This window comes from Rubrivivax gelatinosus, assembly GCF_016583785.1.
Taxonomy (GTDB): Bacteria; Pseudomonadota; Gammaproteobacteria; order Burkholderiales; family Burkholderiaceae_C; genus Rubrivivax; species Rubrivivax gelatinosus_B.
Genome location: NZ_NRRU01000068.1, coordinates 1 through 20,694, shown reverse-complemented (window position 1 = coordinate 20,694; position 20,694 = coordinate 1). Strand labels below are relative to the sequence as shown.

The 20,694-nt window shown below is 71.5% G+C and carries 20 protein-coding genes; 9 read left to right on the top strand and 11 right to left on the bottom strand.

The features are described 5' to 3' along the window. Window positions 1–6 precede the first annotated feature (6 nt). Complete coding sequence (glnE, locus tag CKO43_RS17085) at window positions 7–2,736, bottom strand: bifunctional [glutamate--ammonia ligase]-adenylyl-L-tyrosine phosphorylase/[glutamate--ammonia-ligase] adenylyltransferase (protein ID WP_200379351.1); 2,730 nt, start codon at window positions 2,734–2,736, stop codon at window positions 7–9. A gap of 226 nt (window positions 2,737–2,962) precedes the next feature. Here glnE and CKO43_RS17080 point away from each other — a divergent pair, with 226 nt between their 5' ends. Beyond that, window positions 2,963–3,766: a carbon-nitrogen hydrolase family protein gene (locus tag CKO43_RS17080; RefSeq protein WP_200379350.1), complete on the top strand. Its 804-nt coding sequence runs from the start codon at window positions 2,963–2,965 to the stop codon at window positions 3,764–3,766. A 217-nt stretch (window positions 3,767–3,983) separates the two neighbouring features. On the opposite strand, the gene CKO43_RS17075 is transcribed toward CKO43_RS17080, so the two are convergent. Both CKO43_RS17075 and CKO43_RS17070 read right to left on the bottom strand, forming a co-directional pair. Next, complete coding sequence (locus CKO43_RS17075; RefSeq protein WP_200379349.1) at window positions 3,984–5,135, bottom strand: FAD-dependent monooxygenase; 1,152 nt, start codon at window positions 5,133–5,135, stop codon at window positions 3,984–3,986. A 29-nt stretch (window positions 5,136–5,164) separates the two neighbouring features. Then, window positions 5,165–5,833 (bottom strand): histidine phosphatase family protein, encoded by a 669-nt coding sequence (locus CKO43_RS17070; RefSeq protein WP_200379348.1) that lies wholly within the window; start codon window positions 5,831–5,833, stop codon window positions 5,165–5,167. A gap of 96 nt (window positions 5,834–5,929) precedes the next feature. On the opposite strand from CKO43_RS17070, the gene CKO43_RS17065 reads away from it, so the two are divergent. After that, on the top strand, window positions 5,930–6,913 hold the full coding sequence (locus CKO43_RS17065; RefSeq protein ID WP_200226858.1) for a potassium channel beta subunit family protein: 984 nt from the start codon (window positions 5,930–5,932) through the stop codon (window positions 6,911–6,913). Here the strand turns inward: CKO43_RS17065 and murU are convergent, their stop codons facing one another. Beyond that, window positions 6,914–7,606 carry an N-acetylmuramate alpha-1-phosphate uridylyltransferase MurU gene (gene murU, locus CKO43_RS17060; protein WP_200379347.1) on the bottom strand — a complete coding sequence of 231 codons (693 nt, stop codon included), beginning with the start codon at window positions 7,604–7,606 and terminating at the stop codon, window positions 6,914–6,916. A gap of 81 nt (window positions 7,607–7,687) precedes the next feature. On the opposite strand from murU, the gene tkt reads away from it, so the two are divergent. Together tkt and gap are read left to right on the top strand one after the other, a co-directional pair. Further along, complete coding sequence (tkt, locus tag CKO43_RS17055; RefSeq protein WP_200379346.1) at window positions 7,688–9,715, top strand: transketolase; 2,028 nt, start codon at window positions 7,688–7,690, stop codon at window positions 9,713–9,715. A 167-nt stretch (window positions 9,716–9,882) separates the two neighbouring features. Beyond that, entirely contained in the window at window positions 9,883–10,881 is a 999-nt protein-coding gene (gene gap, locus CKO43_RS17050; RefSeq protein ID WP_200226854.1) for a type I glyceraldehyde-3-phosphate dehydrogenase, read from the top strand. A gap of 71 nt (window positions 10,882–10,952) precedes the next feature. Here the strand turns inward: gap and CKO43_RS17045 are convergent, their stop codons facing one another. Genes CKO43_RS17045 through CKO43_RS17030 form a run of 4 tightly spaced genes read right to left on the bottom strand, consistent with a single transcriptional unit; the run spans window position 10,953 to window position 13,457 of the window. After that, window positions 10,953–11,372, bottom strand: a complete 420-nt coding sequence (locus CKO43_RS17045) for a DUF2267 domain-containing protein (RefSeq protein ID WP_200379345.1) — start codon at window positions 11,370–11,372, stop codon at window positions 10,953–10,955. Window positions 11,373–11,384: 12 nt separating this feature from the next. Beyond that, window positions 11,385–12,029 carry a hypothetical protein gene (locus CKO43_RS17040; protein WP_200226853.1) on the bottom strand — a complete coding sequence of 215 codons (645 nt, stop codon included), beginning with the start codon at window positions 12,027–12,029 and terminating at the stop codon, window positions 11,385–11,387. Next, window positions 12,023–12,964 carry a biotin--[acetyl-CoA-carboxylase] ligase gene (locus tag CKO43_RS17035; RefSeq protein WP_242477832.1) on the bottom strand — a complete coding sequence of 314 codons (942 nt, stop codon included), beginning with the start codon at window positions 12,962–12,964 and terminating at the stop codon, window positions 12,023–12,025. The genes CKO43_RS17040 and CKO43_RS17035 overlap by 7 nt, the downstream gene beginning before the upstream one ends. A 4-nt stretch (window positions 12,965–12,968) precedes the next feature. Continuing rightward, window positions 12,969–13,457, bottom strand: coding sequence for an SET domain-containing protein (locus CKO43_RS17030; protein ID WP_200226852.1), 489 nt, complete (start codon window positions 13,455–13,457; stop codon window positions 12,969–12,971). A gap of 95 nt (window positions 13,458–13,552) precedes the next feature. Between CKO43_RS17030 and CKO43_RS17025 the strand changes: the two genes are divergently transcribed. Together CKO43_RS17025 and CKO43_RS17020 are read left to right on the top strand one after the other, a co-directional pair. After that, window positions 13,553–16,147 carry a DNA topoisomerase III gene (locus CKO43_RS17025; RefSeq protein WP_200379344.1) on the top strand — a complete coding sequence of 865 codons (2,595 nt, stop codon included), beginning with the start codon at window positions 13,553–13,555 and terminating at the stop codon, window positions 16,145–16,147. After that, window positions 16,144–16,461 carry a DUF167 domain-containing protein gene (locus CKO43_RS17020; protein ID WP_346014398.1) on the top strand — a complete coding sequence of 106 codons (318 nt, stop codon included), beginning with the start codon at window positions 16,144–16,146 and terminating at the stop codon, window positions 16,459–16,461. Before CKO43_RS17025 ends, CKO43_RS17020 begins: the two co-directional genes overlap by 4 nt. Window position 16,462: 1 nt before the next feature. Here the strand turns inward: CKO43_RS17020 and CKO43_RS17015 are convergent, their stop codons facing one another. Continuing rightward, the gene (locus CKO43_RS17015; protein WP_200379343.1) at window positions 16,463–17,080 is read right to left on the bottom strand and encodes a LysE family transporter; all 618 of its coding nucleotides are present in this window, start codon (window positions 17,078–17,080) and stop codon (window positions 16,463–16,465) included. 92 nt (window positions 17,081–17,172) lie between these two features. Between CKO43_RS17015 and CKO43_RS17010 the strand changes: the two genes are divergently transcribed. From CKO43_RS17010 to CKO43_RS17000, 3 genes are read left to right on the top strand one after another with little or no spacing between them, the layout of a single operon-like run. Continuing rightward, entirely contained in the window at window positions 17,173–17,637 is a 465-nt protein-coding gene (locus CKO43_RS17010; protein ID WP_200226848.1) for an Lrp/AsnC family transcriptional regulator, read from the top strand. Between the two features lie 35 nt (window positions 17,638–17,672). Beyond that, window positions 17,673–18,956: a glutamate-5-semialdehyde dehydrogenase gene (locus CKO43_RS17005; protein WP_200379342.1), complete on the top strand. Its 1,284-nt coding sequence runs from the start codon at window positions 17,673–17,675 to the stop codon at window positions 18,954–18,956. A 5-nt stretch (window positions 18,957–18,961) separates the two neighbouring features. Continuing rightward, window positions 18,962–19,507 carry a LemA family protein gene (locus tag CKO43_RS17000; protein WP_200379341.1) on the top strand — a complete coding sequence of 182 codons (546 nt, stop codon included), beginning with the start codon at window positions 18,962–18,964 and terminating at the stop codon, window positions 19,505–19,507. 3 nt (window positions 19,508–19,510) lie between these two features. On the opposite strand, the gene CKO43_RS16995 is transcribed toward CKO43_RS17000, so the two are convergent. Both CKO43_RS16995 and folE read right to left on the bottom strand, forming a co-directional pair. Continuing rightward, on the bottom strand, window positions 19,511–19,936 hold the full coding sequence (locus CKO43_RS16995) for a BLUF domain-containing protein (RefSeq protein ID WP_200379340.1): 426 nt from the start codon (window positions 19,934–19,936) through the stop codon (window positions 19,511–19,513). A 10-nt stretch (window positions 19,937–19,946) separates the two neighbouring features. Then, on the bottom strand, window positions 19,947–20,694 hold a 748-nt coding region (folE, locus tag CKO43_RS16990; protein ID WP_431191963.1), incomplete at its 5' end, for a GTP cyclohydrolase I.

Sequence of the window (20,694 nt, the reverse complement as noted above, 5' to 3'; positions counted from 1 at the left end):
GCCGCTTCAGCCGGCGCCGAAGACGCTGCGCCAGAGCGCCAGCACCGCGTCGCGCTGCGCGGCCATCGTCCCGGGTTCGAAATGCGTCGGCTGCTCGTCCAGGCGCGCGGTGTGCTGCGCGCGGCGCAGCTCGCGATAGGCGTCGGCGGCCGCGCGGCCGATGCCGGCCGGCAGCAGGCCGCCGTCCTCGGCCAGCTGCAGCAGCGCGATGTTGCCCAGGTTGCCGATCAGCGCGGGATGGGTGCGCGCATGCGCCAGCACCAGGTACTGGACGGCGAACTCGACGTCCATCATGCCGCCGGCCGAGTGTTTGACGTCGAAGCGCCCGGCCTTCACCGGGTGCGCGTCGCGCACCTTGCGCCGCATCGTGCCGATCTCGTCGCGCAGCGCCTGCGGGTCGCGCTCGGCGACCAGCACCGAGCGCCGCGTCGCGTCGAAGGCCGCCGCCAGCGCTGCGCCGCCGGTGGCGCAGCGTGCCCGCGTGATCGCCTGGTGCTCCCAGGTCCACGCGGTGTTGCTGCCGCGGCCGACCTGGTAGCGGTCGAACGAGGCGATCGAGGTCACCAGCAGCCCCGAGTTGCCGTTGGGCCGCAGCGCGGTGTCGATGTCGAACAGCTCGCCGGCGGCGGTGCGCAGCGTCAGCCAGGTGATCAGCTTGCGCACGAAGGCGCCGTAGATCTCCTGCGCGCGCGCCGGGTCGGCTTCGTCGGCGTCGTCGAAGAGGAAGACGACGTCGAGGTCGCTGCCGTAGCCCAGCTCCTTGCCGCCGAGCTTGCCGTAGGCGATGACGGCCAGCGCCGGCTCTTCGCGGTGCGCCTGGCGGAAGCGGCTCCAGGCCCAGCGCACCGTGGTCGCGAGCATCGTGTCGGCCAGCGCCGAGAGGTCGTCGGCGACCTGCTCGACCGTCAGTTCGCCCTCGACGTCGCGCACCAGCGTGCGCATGACCTCGGCGTGGTGCGCCTGGCGCAGCATGTCCAGCAGCCGCTCCTCGTCGCACTCGCCGGCGCGGTCCCAGGCCAGGCGGCGCTCTTCCAGCTCGGCGGCGAAGGTCTCGCGCTCGAAACGCTGGTGCTGCAGGCGCGAGTCGGCGAGCTCGTCGATGACGCCCGGATGGCGCATCAGGTACTGCATCGGCCAGCGCGCCAGCCCGAGCAGGCGCAGCAGCCGGCGCAGCACCTCGGGGCGTTCGGCCAGCAGCGCCAGATAGCTCTCGCGCCGCAGCAGCGGCTCGACCCAGTCGACGAAACGCAGCGCCGCCTGCTCGGTGCAGCAACCGTCGGCGATGCCACGCGCCGCGGCCTGCATCAGCCGGCCCAGGCGCAGCCGGCTCTCGTCGCGCAGCGCCAGCACGCGCGGCTGCGTCACCCAGTCGCGCAGGCGTGCGGACAGCGCCGGCGGCAGGCGTTCGAGCAGCGCTTCGCTGTCGATGGGCAGCGGCCCGGTGCCGCACTGGCGGCAGCCGTTGCGGCCGTTGCCGGCCGGCGGCGTGGCGCCTTCCATCAGCAGCGCGTCGAACTCGGCGGCGACGGCCTCGCGCGCCTCGCACAGCCGGTGCAGCAGCGCGCCGGTGTCGTCTTCGCCCAGGCTGCAGGCGATCCAGGCCAGGTCTTCGTCGCCGGTGGGCAGCAGATGGGTCTGCTGGTCGTCGAGGTACTGGATGCGGTGTTCGATGCGGCGCAGCAGCACGTAGGCGCCGTGCAGGCGCTCGGCGGTCTCGGGCGACATCATCCCGCGCGCCGACAGCCGGGCCAGCGCGCGCAGCGTGCTGCGGGTGCGGATCTCGGGGAACTGGCCGCCGCGCACCACCTGCATCAGCTGGACGATGAACTCGATCTCGCGGATGCCGCCGCGCGAGAGCTTGACGTCGTTGGCGCGTTCGGGCCGGCCGGCGGCGCGGCGCTGGGCTTCCTCGCGGATCTTGCGGTGCAGCTGGCGCAGGCCTTCGAAGACGCCGTAGTCGAGGTAGCGGCGGTAGACGAAGGGCGTGACCAGCGATCGCAGCGCCAGCGCACGCTGCGTGCCGACCGCCGCACGCGGCGCGACGATGCGGCTCTTGAGCCAGGCGAAACGCTCCCATTCGCGGCCCTGCACCTGGAAGTACTCCTCCAGCATGCCCAGGCTCACGACCGGCGGCCCCGAGTTGCCGTTGGGCCGCAGCGCCAGGTCGACGCGGAAGACGAAACCGTCCTCGGTGCTGTCGCCGATCAGCGCGTACAGGCGTTTGGCGACGAAGGCGAAGTACTCGTGGAACGAGGCCGGGCGCGGGCCCGCGGTCTGGCCGTCGTCCTCGTAGACGTAGATCAGGTCGATGTCGGACGAGACGTTCAACTCGCGCGCGCCGAGCTTGCCCATGCCGATGATCCACAGGTCCACCGTCTGGCCCTGGGCGTCCAGCGCCGGGCCGTAGCGCTCGTCGGCGTCCTGCCGCGCCTGCGTCAGCGCCAGATCCAGCGTCGCCTCGGCCAGCGAGGTCATCGTCGCGGTGACGGTGTCCAGCGGGGCGGCTTGTTCGACGTCCAGCACCGCCAGCCGTTCCAGCACCAGCTGGCGCGCGACGCGCAGCGCCGACGGCAGTTCGCGGCCCCGGTCGAGCAGTGCGGCGACGAGCGCGACGATGGTCTCGAACCCGGGCGCGCCCGGCGGCAGCAGCGCACGCTCGGCTTCGTAGCGGCGGCGGATGCGCTGCACGAAACGGCTGTGCCCTGCCGCCGCCGCGGCGTTCTGGACGGCTGGCATGGACGACCCTCCGACGGTCTTTGTCTTTGTCGAGGGCGCCGATTCTGCGCTGAAGCCCCCCGCCGTGCCGGCGACAGGGCTGAGCCCGGACGAGCAAGGCCGGAAGGCCTTGCTCGTCCGGGCTCAGGCCCTCGTGCGATTTCACGCACGAGGGCTGAGCCCGGACCCAAGGCCGGAAAGCCTCGCTCCCCTGACTCCGCCCCGCCCGCTGAAGCAGAATGCCCGCATGAAGATCGCCGCCGTCCAGATGGTCAGCACGCCCGACCTGGGCCGTAACCTCGAGACCGCCGCGCGCCTGGTGGCCGAGGCCGCGGGCGCCGGGGCGCAGCTGGTCGCGCTGCCCGAGTATTTCTGCCTGATCGGCGCGCGCGACACCGACAAGCTCGCTTTTGCCGAGCCCGAGGGGGACGGCGCGATCCAGCGCTTCCTCGCCGGCCTCGCCTCGCGCCACGGCGTCTGGCTCGTCGGCGGCACGCTGCCGCTGCGTGCGCCCGACGGCGAGCGGGTCTTCAACCGCTGCTGCGTCTTCGGCCCCGACGGCGTCGAAGCCGCGCACTACGACAAGATCCACCTCTTCGCCTACGACAACGGCCGCGAACGCTACGCCGAGGCGACGACGCTCGCCGCCGGCGACACGCCGGTGGCCGTGCAGTGCGGGCCGCTGCGGGTCGGCCTGTCGGTCTGCTACGACCTGCGTTTCCCCGAGCTGTACCGCGCGCTGATGACGCAGCCGCCCTGCGACCTGCTGTGCGTGCCGGCGGCCTTTACCGCGACCACCGGCCGCGCCCACTGGGAGCTGCTGCTGCGTGCGCGAGCGGTCGAGAACCAGTGCTACGTGCTCGCGCCGGCGCAGGGCGGGCTGCACGAGAGCGGCCGCCGCACCTGGGGCCACAGCCTGATCGCCGACCCCTGGGGCGAGGTGCTGGCGCAGCGCGACGAAGGCGAGGGCGTCGTGCTCGCCGAGGTCTCGGCCGCGCGCCTGGCCGAGGTGCGCAGCCAGCTGCCGGCGCTGGCGCACCGGCGCATCTGACTCCCCGGCAGCTTCGAGGTCGCCCGCGTGGCGCCTTGAGCCAGCGAATCAAGTTGCCGCCGTGGACCGGCTTTGCCGGGCCGCTGGCGGCGCCCCCTTGAGGGGCCGAGGCGGGACGTGGGGCGTCCGGTGGACGGCCCGCGCCAGCAGAGGGGCCGGGCCACCGGCCCGGTGCGGCCTGCAAGGCGCGCCGAAGGCGCTTCGGGGGTGGTCCCCGTCAACGGGAGCCGAACATCATTCGGCGCGCCAGCCAGTGGCGCGCCGGCGTGACGCGCTGCAGCGCCGCCAGCCCGAGACCCCGCGCCAGGCCGGAGCCCGGCAGCTGCCAGGTGAAGCTGCGCGCCAGGAAGTCGGTCGTTGCGATCGTCGCCCAGCGGTCGGGTGAACGCGCCCATTCGACACGTGCGAGCGCGCTGTCGATGTCGGCCGCGTGGCGCAGTGCGGCGACCAGCTCGTGCGCGTCGCGCAGCCCCAGGTTCAGGCCCTGGCCGGCGACCGGGTGCAGCGTCTGCGCGGCGTTGCCGATGCGCACCGAGCGCCCGTCGACCAGCGTGCGTTCGGCGTTCAGCCCGAGCGCGAAGTCCTTCAGCGGCGTGATCGCACGCGGCCGGCCGGCCGCGGCCGGGATGCGGTCGGCCAGCAGCGCCAGGCGCTGGCGCGCGTCGAGCGCACGCACCGGGTCGTCGTCGCGGGGCACGCACCAGACCAGCGAGGCGCGGCCGTCTGCGCGCGGCAGCAGCGCCAGCGGGCCGTCGCGCGTGAAACGTTCGAAGGCGACACCCGGCGGCAGGCCGTCCAGCGTCACGCTGCCGACCCAGGCGGTCTGGCGGTAGTCGTGCACCAGGGCCTTGCGCACCTGGTCGGCGAAGACACCGCCTTCGGCGACGACGGCCAGGTCGAAGCTCTCGGCGATGTCGGCGTCGAGCTCGACACCGCTGGCCACCGGCTTGATCGCCCGCACCGGCGTGCCCAGGCGCAGCTGCAGCCGCTGCGGCTCGGCCGCGGCCGCAGCCTGCCAGCCGCGCTGCAGCGGCGCGACCACCTCGCCGTAGCTCGCCACCGCGCCCAGCAGCGGCACGCCGAGTTCGCTGGCGCGGATGTGCACCACGGCCTCGCCGAAGGACGGCGGCTGCTGCGAGACCTGCACCTCGGCGATCGCGTGCGGCGGCGTCCAGTCGACCAGGCGCTGCAGGAACTGCACGCTGCCCAGCGACAGCGCCAGCGTGCGTGCGTCGGCGGCGACGTCGTGCGTGGCGGCCCGGGCGTCGAAGACGGTGATGCGTGCGGCGGGCAGCACGCGTGCGGCGTGCAGGGCCAGCGCCAGCCCGACCGGGCCGGCGCCGACGACGGCGATGTGCGGAGCGACCATCGCCCGATTCTCGCCGTCCGCCATGGTGCTCAGGTGAACGTGATCCAGCCCTCCCGCTCCGGGTGGTCCAGGTGCGGCAGGTGGTTGAACGCGACCAGCATCAGCCGCCGCGGCGTGATCGCGAGCTCGGTCAGCGAGCTGTTGCGGATGCGCATGTTCAGGTCGACCGTCACCTCCGGCGGCGTCTGCAGCAGGTGGCCGACGGCAGTCGAGATCGGCCCGCCGCTGGCCACCAGCAGCACGTTGCCGGTGTGCGAGCGCTGGATCTCGCCCAGCACGCCGACGATGCCGGCGCGCCAGTCGGCGTAGGCCGGCATGCCGGCGGGCGCGATCTCGCCGAGCATCCAGCGCTGCAGCGCCTCGCGCAGCAGCTGGAAGTAGCGGCGGTAGGCCTCGGGCGTGTCGGCCGTCGGCAGCGGCCCGGGGTGGGCCGCGGCCAGCAGCGCGTGGCTGTCGTATTCGTCGAGCTGCGGCCGCAGCGCCGCCGCCGGCATCTCGCCGTGGCCTTCGGCGATCGCCTCGTAAGACGCGCGCTGGCGCCGCAGCGAGCCGTGCAGCGCGGCGTCGAAGCGGATGCCGCGCTCGCGCAGCCAGATGCCCAGCTGCAGGCACTGGCGCCGGCCGAGCTCGCTCAGGCAGTCGTAATCGTCGGCGCCAAACGAAGCCTGGCCGTGGCGCACGAGGTAAAGCGTTCCCATCACCCCGATTGTGGCCGTGGCGCCGGGGTGTCGCTGTCGCCGCAGCGACCCACTAGCATCGGCCTCCTGTCTCTCATCGTGCTTTCCGATACCACCATGCAATACCGTCGTCTGGGCCGTTCCGGCCTGCGCGTCAGCGCGCTCTCGCTCGGCTCCTGGATCACGTATCACAACCAGGTCGACGTCGACGCCGCCGTCGAGATGATGGCCGCCGCCTACGACGCCGGCGTCAACTTCTTCGACAACGCCGAGGTCTACGCCGGCGGCCAGAGCGAGGTCGTGATGGGCCAGGCGCTGCGCCGGCTGGCCTGGCCGCGGCTGAACTACGTCGTCAGCAGCAAGTTCTTCTGGGGCCTGGACCGCCAGGGCGAAGCCGTCAACCGCAAGGACACGCTCAACCGCAAGTACCTGATGCAGGCGGTCGACGCCTCGCTCACGCGCTTCGGCCTGGACTTCATCGACGTCATCTACTGCCACCGTCCCGATCCGAACACGCCGATCGAAGAGACCGCGCGTGCGATGAACGACCTGATCGTGCAGGGCAAGGCGCTGTACTGGGGCACCAGCGAATGGAGTGCTGCCGACATCCGCGCCGCCTGGGAGCTGGCCGAGCGCCACGGCTGGCACAAGCCGGTGGTCGAGCAGCCGCAATACCACCTGTTCCACCGCCGCCGCGTCGAGCAGGAATACGCCCGCCTCTACGAGGACACCGGCCTGGGGCTGACGACCTGGAGCCCGCTGGCCTCGGGCCTGCTGACCGGCAAGTACCGCAGCGGCGCGCCCGCCGGCAGCCGCGGCGCGATGGACAACATGGCCTTTCTGCGCGACGGCCTGCTCGACCCGGCGAAGAACGCCGCCGTCGCCCAGCTCGAGCCGATCGCGGCCGAACTCGGCGGCACGCTGGCGCAGCTGGCGATCGCCTGGGTGGCGCACAACCCGCGTGTCAGCAGCGTCATCACCGGCGCCTCGCGTGTCGAGCAGCTGCAGGCCAACCTGGGTGCGCTGGCGCTGGTCGAGCGCCTGACGCCGGAGGTGCTGGCGCGCATCGACGCGGTGACGGCGCCGCTGGCAGACCGCTGATCAGGACAGCGCGGCGAGCTGCTCCGGCGTGCCGACGTTGTGCCACTCGCCGCGCCAGGGCTCGCCCGACAGCCGGCCCGCGGCGGCGGCGGCGAACAGCGCCGGGCCGAGTGCCGCGCGTGTGCCGGGCTCGATGCCGGCCACCAGCGCCGGGCGCAGCAGCGCCAGGTTGGCGTAGGTCCAGGCGCGGTCGCCTTCGCGCGACAGGCGGCCGCCCGGGCCGAGCACGAAGTCGCCGCGTGTGTTGAAGCCGGGGTTGGGCACGAGCCAGATGCGGCCCAGGTCGCCGCTGTCTTCGAAACGCCGGCGCTCGGCGTCGTCGAAAGCGAAGTCCGGCGCGACGATGTCGCCGGACACGACCCAGAAGGCTTCGTCGCCGTGCGGCGCCAGCCAGGGCAGCGCGGTGGCGATGCCGCCGGCGGTTTCGAGCGCGCCGCCATACGCCGCACCTTCGGCCGAGTAGCGGATCGCCAGGCCCCAGCGCGAACCGTCGCCCAGCGCCGACGGGAACTGCTCCTCCAGCCAGGCGGTGTTGATCACGACCTCGCGCACGCCGGCACGCGCCAGCGCCAGCAGATGCCACTCGATCATCGGCCGGCCGCGCACCGGCAGCAGCGGTTTGGGCGTCGTGTCGGTCAGCGGTCGCATGCGCTCGCCGCGGCCGGCGGCGAGGATCAGGGCTCGGGCGCTCATCGGCCGGCAGTGTAGGGGCGCCCTAGAATCGAGCGCTTTTCCCACCTTCGAATCGGCTGCCCACGAGGCTGTCGACGCAGCATGGCCAAGACTTCCTCCCCCGACACCTCGTTGATGGCGAACGCGATCCGCGTGCTCGCGATGGACGCGGTGCAGCAAGCCAACTCCGGCCACCCGGGCGCTCCGATGGGCATGGCCGAGATGGCCGTCGCGCTCTGGGGTCGGCACCTGAAGCACAACCCGGCGAACCCGAACTGGGCCGACCGCGACCGCTTCGTGCTCAGCAACGGCCACGGCTCGATGCTGATCTACGCGCTGCTGCACCTGACCGGCTACGCGCTGCCGATCGAGGAACTGCGCAACTTCCGCCAGCTGCACAGCAAGACCCCGGGCCACCCCGAGGTCGACATGACGCCGGGCGTCGAGACCACCACCGGCCCGCTGGGCCAGGGCATCACCAACGCCGTCGGCATGGCGCTGGCCGAGAAGCTGCTGGCGCAGGAGTTCAACCGCCCCGGCCACACGGTCGTCGACCACCGCACCTACACCTTCCTCGGCGACGGCTGCCTGATGGAAGGCATCAGCCACGAAGCCTGCGCGCTGGCCGGTGCCTGGAAGCTGAACAAGCTGGTCGCGCTCTACGACGACAACGGCATCTCGATCGACGGCCAGGTCTCGCCCTGGTACGTCGACGACGTCGCCAAACGTTTCGACGCCTACGGCTGGAACGTCGTCGGCCCGGTCGACGGCCATGACGTCGCCGCCGTCGACGCCGCGCTGAAGGCGGCACGCGGCTCGGCGACCAAGCCGACGCTGGTGATCTGCAAGACGACGATCGGCAAGGGCTCGCCGAACCGCGCCGGCACCTCCAAGGCGCACGGCGAGCCGCTGGGCACGGCCGAGATCGCGCTCGCGCGCCAGACGCTGGGCTGGAGCCACGAAGCCTTCGTGCTGCCCGAGGACGCCTACGCCGCCTGGGACGCACGCACCGCCGGCGAGAAGGCCGAAGCCGCCTGGGCCAAGGCCTTCGCCGCCTACCGCGCCGCCTTCCCCGAACTGGCCGCCGAGTTCGAGCGCCGCATGAAGGGCGAGCTGCCGGCCGGTTTCGCCCGCATCGCCGCCGACGCCGCGATCGCCGCGCACGACAAGGCCGAGACGGTCGCGTCGCGCAAGGCCAGCCAGCTGGCGCTGGAGGTGTTCACGAAGGCGCTGCCCGAGCTGCTCGGCGGCTCGGCCGACCTGACCGGCTCCAACCTGACCAACACCAGCTCGACCGCGCCGCTGCGTTTCGACGACGCCGGCACGCCCAACGGCGGCCGCCACATCAACTACGGCGTGCGCGAGTTCGGCATGGCCGCGGTGATGAACGGCATCGCGCTGCACGGCGGCTTCATCCCCTACGGCGGCACCTTCCTGACCTTCAGCGACTACAGCCGCAACGCGCTGCGCATGGCGGCGCTGATGAAGCAGCGGGTCGTGCACGTCTTCACCCACGACTCGATCGGCCTGGGCGAAGACGGCCCGACGCACCAGAGCGTCGAACACGCGGCGTCGCTGCGCCTGATCCCGAACCTGGACGTCTGGCGCCCGGCCGACACCGCCGAGACCACCGTCGCGTGGACGGTCGCGATCGGCAACACCGAGCGCCCGACGGCGCTGCTGCTGTCGCGCCAGAACCTGCCCTACGCGCCCAAGGCGACGCTGGAGGACATCGGCAAGGGCGCCTACGTGCTCGCAGAACCGAGCGAAGTCGGGCTGAAGAAGAAGCCGCAGGCGGTGATCATCGCCACCGGCAGCGAGGTGCAGCTGGCGCTGCACGCGCAGGCGCTGCTGGCCGCGGCCGGCATCTCGGTGCGTGTCGTCAGCATGCCCAGCACGACCACCTTCGACCGCCAGAGCTTGGCCTACAAGGTCTCGGTGCTGCCGGCGAAGCTGCCGCGCATCGCCGTCGAGGCCGGCGTCACCGACGGCTGGTGGAAGTACGGCTGCGCCGCCGTCGTCGGCCTGGACCGCTACGGCGAGAGCGCGCCCGCCGGCGTGCTCTTCAAGCTCTTCGGCTTCACGCCGGAGAACGTCGCCGCGGTGGTGCGCAAGGTCCTCGGCCGCTGACCCCGTGCTGCGCGCCGCCCGCCTCTCATCACCAGCGCTGGCAGGCCGGCGCGTGACCCGCCGCGCTGGCTGCGGCAAGATCGCCCCCTAGTGGCGCCGGCCGGGCCGCCCGGTCCGGCCGCCCAGGCGCCGAAGCCCGTTCACCTTTACCGTTCAGGAGAGAAGACATGACCATCAAGATCGGCATCAACGGCTTCGGCCGCATCGGGCGCATGGTGTTCCGTGCCGCGATCAAACATTTCGACGACATCGAAGTCGTCGCCATCAACGACCTGCTCGAGCCCGACTACCTGGCCTACATGCTGCAGTACGACAGCGTGCACGGCCGCTTCAAGGGCGACATCTCGGTCGACGGCCACACGCTGATCGTCAACGGCAAGAAGATCCGCCTCACCGCGATCAAGGACCCGGCCGAGCTGAAGTGGGGCGAAGTCGGCGCCGACATCGTCGTCGAGTCGACCGGCCTCTTCCTGACCAAGGAAACCGCCGAGAAGCATCTGGCCGCCGGCGCCAAGAAGGTCATCATGAGCGCGCCGTCCAAGGACGACACGCCGATGTTCGTCTACGGCGTCAACGACAAGACCTACGCCGGCCAGGCCATCGTCTCCAACGCCAGCTGCACGACCAACTGCCTGGCGCCGGTCGCCAAGGTGCTGAACGACAACTTCGGCATCAAGCGCGGCCTGATGACCACGGTGCACGCCGCCACCGCGACGCAGAAGACCGTCGACGGCCCGAGCAACAAGGACTGGCGCGGCGGCCGCGGCATCCTCGAGAACATCATCCCCAGCTCCACCGGCGCCGCCAAGGCCGTCGGCAAGGTCATCCCCGAGCTGAACAAGAAGCTCACCGGCATGTCCTTCCGCGTGCCGACCTCCGACGTCTCGGTCGTCGACCTGACCGTCGAGCTGAACAAGGAAACGAGCTACGAGGACATCTGCGCGGCGATGAAGGCCGCCAGCGAGGGCCCGATGAAGGGCGTGCTCGGCTACACCACCGACAAGGTCGTCGCCACCGACTTCCGCGGCGAAAGCTGCACCTCGGTGTTCGACGCCGACGCCGGCATCGCGCTGGACAAGACCTTCGTCAAGATCATCGCCTGGTACGACAACGAGTGGGGCTACTCCTGCAAGGTGCTCGAGATGGTGCGAGTCATCGCCGCCTGAAGGCGCTGAACCCGGCTGCGGCCGGGACTTGAAGACGGCCCCTCGCGGGGCCGTTTTTCATGGGCGGCGGCTCAGACCGCCCAGTAGTCGCGCGCCGGCGGCGGCAGCGCGGCGAGGGCGCGGTCGAAGGCGGCGGGCTCGACCTGTTCGTGCAGCGCCCGGGCGACCGCCTCGATCGCGTTGTCGGGCGAGAAGTTGTGCTCGTGACGCACGGCGCGCACCTCGGCCAGCAGTTCGGCGGGGCTGCCGAACGGCGTCGGCGGCAGGCCTGGGTCCCAGTCGTCGGTGAAGAGCGCACGCACCATCGGCGGCAGCACCTGGGCGAAGGCGATGGCCTGCTCCAGCGACAGGTGGGCGCGGAAGCTGTGCAGCACGCCGACGACCATGTTCCAGGCCATGTTCGTCGTCGCCAGCCCGGCGTGGTCGCGCGCGGCGACGAGGAAACGCTCGAACTGCAGCGTCGGGTTCTGGTACTCGAAGGGCGGCGGCATCGTCTGCCGGCCTCAGCGCGGACAGCGCTCGAAACGTTCGCCGCCGGGCAGCGTGACTTCGGCCAGGCGTTTCTGCAGCGTCGCGTCGGCGCGCGCCGCGCGCAGCCAGTGCTGCAGCGGTGGCGGCGGCAGCGCGACCGCACGCGCGCCCTTCACGCCCTTGGCCGTGGCCTGGGCAAGTGCCCGTTCGGCGTCTTCGCGCGACTCGTGGCGCGACAGCACGAGGCCGGGCGCGAGCTCAGGCGGCGCATCCAGCGTCTCGTAGTGCAGGCGCAGGCGCTGCAGCGCGGCGCTGCGGGCGCGCAGCTCTGCGGCGTCCAGGCGCCCGAGGTAGACCAGCCAGACCGTGGGCTGCTGCTGCTGGCGCCGCTTCCACAGGTCGCCGGGCAGGCCGGCGGCGATCAGGGCGTCTTCGGCGCCGCTGACGTCGGCGTCGCTGAACGGGCCGGCCTCGATGCAGGCGACGCTGGCGACCGCCGCGCTGGCGGCCTGCGGCGTGACGAGGTGGATGGTCTCGGGCTTGATCTGCGCGGCCAGCCGTGCCGGCTCGCGTTCGCCGTGCTGCGGCGCCGGCAGCACCGGCGCCAGCCAGCCGCGGCTCCAGCCGAAAAACAGCAGGTTGGCGGCGAGCAGCAGGACGGCCAGCGTCCTCAGCATGCGCGGTCCCGCAGGCGCACGCTGACTTCGCCGCTGACCAGCGTGTGCAGCGTGCCGGCGCGCACGCGCAGGGCGCCGCGTTCGTCGACGCCTTCGGCCACGCCCTGCAGCGGCTCGGGGCCGGTCGTCGTCACCGACTGCCCGGCGAGCAGGTCGCGGCGCGCGAAGCCGGCGGCGAACGGGGCGAAGCCTTCGGCCTCGAAACGCTGCAGCGCCTGCACCAGCGGCGCCGCCACCGCGGCCAGTGCACGCGGCGCGCTGGCTTCGGCGTCGAACTCCTGCAGGCAGGCGTAGCCGTGGGTCAGGCCCTCGGCTTCCTGCGGCAGCACGTTCAGGCCGACACCGACGATGCACATGCGGCGCTGGCCGACCGGCACCGTTTCGATCAGCACGCCGCCGAGCTTGCGGCCGCGGCCCGGGCCGTCGAGCAGCCACAGGTCGTTGGGCCACTTCAGGCCGATGCGCGGCAGTTCGGTGTCCAGCGCCTCGGCGAGCGCGACGCCGACCGCCAGCGACAGCCCCGACCAGTCGCGCGGCGCCAGCGGCAGCGACAGCGAGAAGGTGAGCGAGGCTCCCGGCGTGCCCAGCCAGTCGCGGCCCAGGCGGCCGCGGCCGCCGGTCTGGTGTTCGGCCACGAGCAGACAGGGTTCGGTGTCGCCGGCGCGGCGGCCGTAGGGCGCGCGCGGCAGCTCGCCGAACACCTTGAGCTCGCCCGGCCGCGTCACCGGCGCGTCGCGCTGGCCGGCCTGGGCGCGGGCGCGTTCGATCAGCCGCGTGTTCGTCGAGTCGGTCTGCGCGACGACCTCGACGCTGACGCCGGGCAGCAGCGGCTGCAACTGCAGCCACAGGTCCTCGGCACCCCAGCGCAGCGGCGGCGATGCCTCGGCCGCGTCGTCGGGCGTGGTCGGGGCGGCGGCGGGTTGCGGATGGTTCATCGTGTCAACGGCGCTTGGGCGCCAGCATCGTGCCGCGGCAGTTCGGGCTGCCGCAGCGGCAGGCGTACTCCTGTTTCAGCTTGGCGGTGTAGCGCAGGTCTATCGTCAGCCCGTAGTCGTAGAACAGCTCTTCGCCGGCCTCGATGTCGCGCTGCGCCTCGATGAAGACGCGGCCGTCGTCGAGCAGCGCAGCCTCGCAGTTCGGGTCGCAGGCGTGGTTGATCCAGCGCGCCGCGTTGCCGCCGACGTTGGCGTCGATCACGTGGCCGTCGTCGACGTGGAAATAGAAGGTATGGTTGGGCTGCGCCGGGTCGTGGGGGTGACGGCGCAAGGCCTCGGGCCAGCTGATCAGCTGGCCCTTGTACTGGATGAGGCGGGTGCCGGCGGCGATGGGTCGCAGCGCGAAGACCCCCTTGCCGTGCACGCCGCTGCGTCGCACCTGGATGCGCCGCGAATCGCTCTTTGGCGCCGCCGGTTGCACGGTCTTCTTCATTCGGTACATTGAAATCAGGGGCGCGCGCGTGTGTACGTGCGCGCGAAGGACGGCGGATTGTAGGCACGGCATCGCAGCCGTGGCCCAAGGGACACATGACGAAGACTCTGATCATTGCGGAGAAGCCCAGCGTCGCCCAGGACATCGTCCGCGCGCTGACGCCTGTGGCCGGCAAGTTCGAGAAGCACGCCGACCACTTCGAGAGCGACGGCTACGTCGTCACCTCGGCCGTCGGCCATCTGGTGGAGATCAAGGCGCCGGAGGAATACGACGTCAAGCGCGGCAAGTGGAGCTTCGCCAACCTGCCGGTGGTGCCGCCGCATTTCGACCTGGCGCCGATCGACAAGTCCAAGTCGCGGCTCGCGGCGGTGTCCAAGCTGGTGCGGCGCAAGGACGTCAGCGAACTCGTCAACGCCTGCGACGCGGGGCGCGAGGGCGAGCTGATCTTCCGCCTGATCGTGCAGTACGCGGCCGCCGGCAAGCCGCTTGCCAAGCCGATCCGCCGCCTGTGGCTGCAGAGCATGACGCCGCAGGCGATACGCGACGGCTTCGACAAGCTGCGCAGCGACGAGCAGATGCAGGGCCTGGCCGACGCCGCACGCAGCCGCTCCGAAGCCGACTGGCTCGTCGGCATCAACGGCACGCGCGCGATGACGGCCTTCAACTCGCGCGACGGCGGTTTCTTCCTGACCACCGTCGGCCGGGTGCAGACGCCGACGCTGTCCATCGTCGTCGAGCGCGAGGAGAAGATCCGCAAACACGTCGCACGCGACTACTGGGAAGTGCGCGCCGCCTTCGACGCCCAGGCCGGGCAGTACGAAGGCAAGTGGTTCGACCCGAAGTGGAAGAAGAACCCGGACGACGCCGAGGCCCGCGCCGACCGCCTCTGGAACGAAGCCGACGCCCAGGCCATCGCCGCCGCCGTGCGTGGCCAGCCGGCCACCGTCACCGAGGAGGCCAAGCCCAGTTCGCAAAGCAGCCCGCTGCTCTACGACCTGACGACGCTGCAGCGCGAGGCCAACTCGCGCTTCGGCTTCTCGGCCAAGACGACGCTGTCGATCGCCCAGGCGCTGTACGAGAAGCACAAGGTGCTGACCTACCCGCGGACCGACTCGCGCGCGCTGCCCGAGGACTACGTCCCCGTCGTCAAGCAGACCTTCGCGATGCTCGCCGAGGAAGAACTGCCGGGGCCGCTGGCGCTGCTGTCGCAGCACGCGCGCAAGGGCCTGGGCGCCGGTTACGTGAAGCCGACCAAACGTGTCTTCGACAACACCAAGGTCTCGGACCACTTCGCCATCATCCCGACGCTGCAGGCCCCGAAGAGCCTGACCGAGATCGAGGCCAAGCTCTACGACATGGTCGTCAAGCGCTTCATCGCCGTGTTCTATCCGGCGGCCGAGTACATGGTCACGACGCGCATCAGCAAGGTCGCGGTGGCCGAGGCGACGCACCACTTCCAGACCAACGGCAAGGTGCTGGTCAACCCCGGCTGGCTGGCCGTCTACGGCAAGGAAGCGCAGGACGAGGACGCCAACCTGGTGCCGGTGACGCAGGGCGAGCTGGTGCGTACCGAAGGGGTCGACGTCAAGCAGTCGAAGACCAAGCCGCCGGCGCGCTACAACGAAGGCACGCTGCTGTCGGCGATGGAAGGCGCGGGCAAGCTCGTCGACGACGACGAACTGCGCCAGGCGATGGCCGAGAAGGGCCTGGGCACGCCGGCCACGCGCGCCGCGATCATCGAAGGCCTGATCCTCGAGAAGTACATGCTGCGCGAAGGCCGCGACCTGGTGCCCACGGCCAAGGCCTTCCAGCTGATGACGCTGCTGCGTGGGCTGGCGATCGAGGACCTGACCAAGCCCGAGCTCACCGGCAACTGGGAGTACCAGCTGTCGCAGATGGAGCACGGCAAACTCAGCCGCGAACGCTTCATGGCCGAGATCGCGAAGATGGCCGAGCGCATCGTCAAGAAAGCCAAGGAATACGACCGCGACACCATCCCCGGCGACTACGCGACGCTGGCATCGCCCTGTCCGAACTGCGGCGGCGTGGTCAAGGAGAACTACCGCCGCTTCGCCTGCACCGGCGCCGCCGGCGCGGCCGAAGGCAGTGGCTGCGGCTTCAGCATCACCAAGCTGCCGGCCGGCCGCACCTTCGAGGTCGCCGAGGCCGACGCGCTGCTGCGCGACAAACGCCTGGGCCCGCTGGAGGGCTTCCGCTCCAAGGCCGGCTGGCCCTTCAGCGCCGAGCTGCGCATCGTGCGCGACGAAGAAATCGGCAACTGGAAGCTGGAGTTCGACTTCGGCGACGAGGCCAAGGCGAGCGAGGGCGAAGGCGAGGCGGTCGATTTCAGCGGCCGCGAGAGCCTGGGCGCCTGCCCGAAGTGCCGCGGCCACGTCTACGAACACGGCACCAGCTACGTCTGCGAACACGCCGTCGGCCCGACCGCGACCTGCGACTTCAAGAGCGGCACCGTGATCCTGCAGCAGGCGGTCTCGCACGAAGAGATGACGCGGCTGCTGACGACCGGGCGCACCAAGCTGCTCGAGGACTTCGTCTCGAACAAGACCAAGCGCAAGTTCAAGGCCTTCCTCGTCTACGACGCCAAGGAAGGCAAGGTCGGCTTCGCGTTCGAACCGCGTGCCGCGCGGCCGCCGGCGAAGAAGGCGCCGGCGCGCAAGACCGCGGCGTGAGCGCCGCCGCACCGCCGCCCTGCCTGTCGGCCGCGGGAGCCGAGCTCTCGCGGCTGCGGGTGGCGGTGGTGCCGAACGCGCGCCGCACCGGCGCCGACGGTCTGCACGACGGCGCGCTGCGTGTGCGCCTGAACGCGCCGCCCGTCGACGGCAAGGCCAACGAGACCCTGGTCGCCTGGCTGGCCGACGAGCTGGGCCTGCCCAAACGCGCCGTGCGCCTGATGCACGGCCAGAGCGGGCGCCGCAAGCAGCTGGAACTGGACGCCGCGCCCGAGGCCGTCGCGGCCTGGCTGGAACGCGTGCTCGCCGGCTGATTCAGCGCGCCAGCGCCGCCAGCTGCCAGAGCGCAAAACCGGCCAGCAGCGCCGCCGACGCGAGCTTGACCCGGTGCTGCCAGCGCGCGTCGAAGCGCGAGCGCAGCCGGCCGACCGCGCCCGCCAGCACGAACCACCACAGAGCCGAGCCGGCGGCGACGCCGGCCACCATGACCAGCGGCGAGGCCACCGCGCTGCGCCCGGCGAGTGCGCCGAAGACGGCGATGAAGGACAGGATCGTCGTCGGATTGGCCAGCGTCAGCACGAAGGTGCCGGCGAACAGCCGTGCCAGCGGCGCCCGTTCGTCGCTGTCCTCGCGGCGGCGGGCGGGCGGCTGGCGCGCGATGCGCCAGGCCATCCACAGCAGCAGAGCCGAGCCGGCGCCGGCCAGCAGCGTGCGCTGCTCGACGAGGAAGTGGATCAGCGCCGTGACACCGAAGGCGCCGATGGCGCCGTAGATCGCGTCGGCCGCGGCCGCGCCCAGGCCGGTGGCGATGCCGGCGGCCGAGCCGTACTGCAGCGTGCGCTGGATCGCCAGCAGGCCGATCTGGCCCACCGGCGCGGCGATAGACAGCCCGATCGCGGTGGACTGCAGGAAGAGGGTGAGGTCTGCGTTCACGGCTTCATTGTCGGCAGGCGTTCGGCCTTCATCCAGGGCTGAATTCAGGTGAAGTGCGTCGACGGTTTCGACTATTCAGGCAAGATTGGCGGATGGCCGAAACCAACATCGACGACAAAGCCTGGCGCCTGCTGCTCGCGCTGCAGCAGGACGGCCGCGCGCCGCTGAAGGTGCTGGCCGAAGCCGCCGGGCTGTCCATCCCCGCGACCGCCGAACGCCTGAAGCGGCTGCAGGACGCCGGCGTCGTGCGCGGTGTCGCCGCCGACGTCGACGCCGCGCGTGCCGGCTACACGGTGCGCGCGATCGTCGGCCTCACCGTCTCCGGCCAGCCGGCGAAGAAGGCCTTCCTCGACCAGATCGGCCGTGCCGCCGAGGTGCTGGAATGCCACCACGTCGCCGGCGCCGACTCGTACCTGCTGACCGTCGTCGCCGCCGACCTGCCGGCGCTGGAGGCTTTCCTCGGCTCGATCAACGTCTGGGGCGAGACGCGCACCCAGATCGTGTTCTCGACGCCGATCCCGCGCCGCGGCCTGGTGCCGCCCGGCACACTGCGCTGAACGCCGTGCCGGGGCGGATGCGGGACAATTCCGCCATGAACCCGACCGACGACATCGCCGCCTACATGGACCGCGTCGGCGCCGCCGCGCGCGTGGCCTCGACCGCGATGGCGCGTGCCAGCACCGCCGCCAAGAACGATGCGCTGCGCCGCCTGGCCGCCGCGCTGCGCGCCAACCCGTTGCCGCTGCAGCAGGCCAACGAACTCGACCTCGCTGCGGCCCGCGCGGCCGGGCTGGCCGAACCGATGGTCGACCGGCTGAAGCTGACGCCTAAGGTCATCGCGACGGTGGCCGAAGGCTGCGAACAGATTGCCGCGATGCCCGACCCGATCGGCGAGATCGGCGAGCTGCGCCGCCGCCCCAGCGGCATCTCGGTGGGCCGCATGCGCGTGCCGCTGGGCGTGTTCGGCATGATCTTCGAGAGCCGGCCCAACGTGACGATCGAGGCCGCCTCGCTGGCGATCAAGAGCGGCAACGCCTGCATCCTGCGCGGCGGCTCGGAGGCGCTGCACTCCAACCTCGCGCTGTGGAAGCTGGTGCAGCGCGCGCTCGTCGACGCCGGCCTGCCGGCCGACGCGGTGCAGCTCGTCGAAACCACCGACCGCGCCGCGGTCGGGCGCCTGATCACGATGCCGCAGCACGTCGACGTCATCATCCCGCGCGGCGGCAAGGGCCTGATCGAGCGCATCGCCGCCGAGGCACGGGTGCCGGTCATCAAGCACCTGGACGGCAACTGCCACGTCTACGTCGACGCCGAGGTCGATCTGGAGCAGGCCGTCACCGTCACCGACAACGCCAAGACGCAGAAGTACAGCCCCTGCAACGCCGCCGAGTCGCTGCTGGTGCATGCGGCGCAGGCGCAGGCCTTCCTGCCGCGCATCGGCGCGGTCTTCGCCGCCAAGGGCGTGGAGATGCGCTGCTGCCCGGCCGCCAAGGCGATCCTGGCGGCGGTGCCGGGGGCGAAGCTGGCCGACGCGGACGAAGCCGACTGGGACGCCGAGTACCTGGCACCGGTCATCAGCATCAAGGTGGTCGCCAGCCTCGACGAGGCCATCGCCCACGTCAACCGCCACGGCTCGCACCACACCGACACCATCCTGACGACGAACCACCCGAACGCGATGCGTTTCCTGCGCGAGGTCGATTCGGCCAGCGTGATGGTCAACGCCAGCACGCGTTTCGCCGACGGCTTCGAGTACGGTCTGGGCGCCGAGATCGGCATCTCGACCGACAAGTTCCACGCCCGCGGCCCGGTCGGGCTGGAAGGCCTGACCTCGCTGAAGTGGATCGTGTTCGGCCAGGGCGAAGTGCGCTGCTGACCGCCGTGTCCTGGGCCCAGATCCTGGTGCTGGCCGTCGCGGCCGTGATCGTCTTCTGGATGGTCGGCGCCTACAACCGGCTGGTGGCGCTGCGTGCGGCCATCGGCGCGGCCTGGTTGATCGTCGCCGAGGCGCTGGCGCGGCGCGGCGCGGCGGCGCGTGTGCTGGCCGAGGCGCTGCGTGCGCCGATGGCCGACGAAGCCCGGGCGCTGGACGCGCTGCTCGCCGCGCAGGCCCAGGTGCAGGAGGCGGCCGAGGCGCTGGCGGTGCGGCCGGTGCGGCTGGACGCCACGCTGGCGCTGGTCAAGGGCGAGGCGGCGATGGGTGCCGCCGCCAGCCGCGTGCTGGCGCTGCTGGACCAGCAGCCGCTGCTGAAGGCCGAGCCGGCGATCGCCGAGCAGGCCGCGCTGCTCGGCGACAGCGCTTCGCGCCTGGCCTTCGCGCGCCAGCTTTTCAACGACGCCGGCGCCGCCTACGACGAGGCAGCCGCGCAGTTCCCGACGCGGCTGCTGCTGCGGCTGTACCGCTTCGAGCCCGCCGGGCGGCTGTAGCGCTCAGGACTGGCCGACGATCGCGGCCGTGGCCACCAGTTCGTCGAACAAGGCCTTGGAGACCTGGCCCGAGACCGCGTAGGGGTCCAGGGTCGCCGTCTCCGAGTACTTCAGCAGCAGCCCCGGGTTCAGGCGCGAGATGTTCACCTGGCCCATGGACCAGCCGGCGAAGCGGCGTTCGCCGATCTCCTCGTAGCTGAGGATCTCGACCTCGGTGTGGCGCGGGTCGCCGACGATGCGCGCGTACAGCCGGTTGACGGCGCTGCGGCCGCCTTCGAGCACCTGCACGAAGATGCCGTCGGAGTAACACAGCACCCCGGTGATGCCGAGCGCCGGGTTCTGGCTGCGCGAGGCGCGCAGGATCGAACTCAGCTCTTCGGTGTCCAGCGCCGGCACGGCGCGGCTGACGTACATGAGGCGGACGAGCATCGCGGGCCTTTCAGGTGTTCTTGCGCGGCAGCAGCGAGAGGAATTCGCGTCGCAGGTTCGGATCCTTCAGGAACGCGCCGCGCATCACGCTGTTGACCATCGCGCTGTCGGTGTCCTTGACGCCGCGCCAGTGCATGCAGAAATGGTCGGCCTCCATCACGATCGCCAGGCCGTCCGGGCGCACGCGCTCCTGCAGTTCGTTGGCCAGCATCGTCACCGCTTCCTCCTGGATCTGCGGCCGGCTCATGATCCAGTCGGTGATGCGGGCGTACTTGGACAGCCCGATCAGGTTGGAGTGCTCGTTGGGCAGCAGGCCGATCCAGACCTTGCCGAAGATCGGGCACAGGTGGTGGCTGCAGGCGCTGCGCACCGTGATCGGGCCGACGATCATCAGCTCGTTCAGGCGCTCGGCGTTCGGGAACTCGGTCACCGCGGGCATCGGATGGAAGCGGCCGCGGAAGACCTCGTCGATGTACATCTTGGCCACGCGCTTGGCCGTCTCCTGCGTGTTGTGGTCGCTCTGGGTGTCGATGACGAGCGCGCGCAGCAGTTCCTCGACCTTGGCCTGCACCTCCTGCTTCAGCTCGGGCAGCTCGCCGTCGCGCACGAAAGCCGAGATGTTGTCGTTGGCGTGGAAGCGCCGGTCGGCGCAGACCAGGCGGTAGCGGATGCGCTCGGACACTGGCAGCGCGGCCAGCTCCTCTTCGCTGCGCAGCAGGCGTGGCGTCGCGGACTCCGGGGGCGGGGCGGTCTTGGCC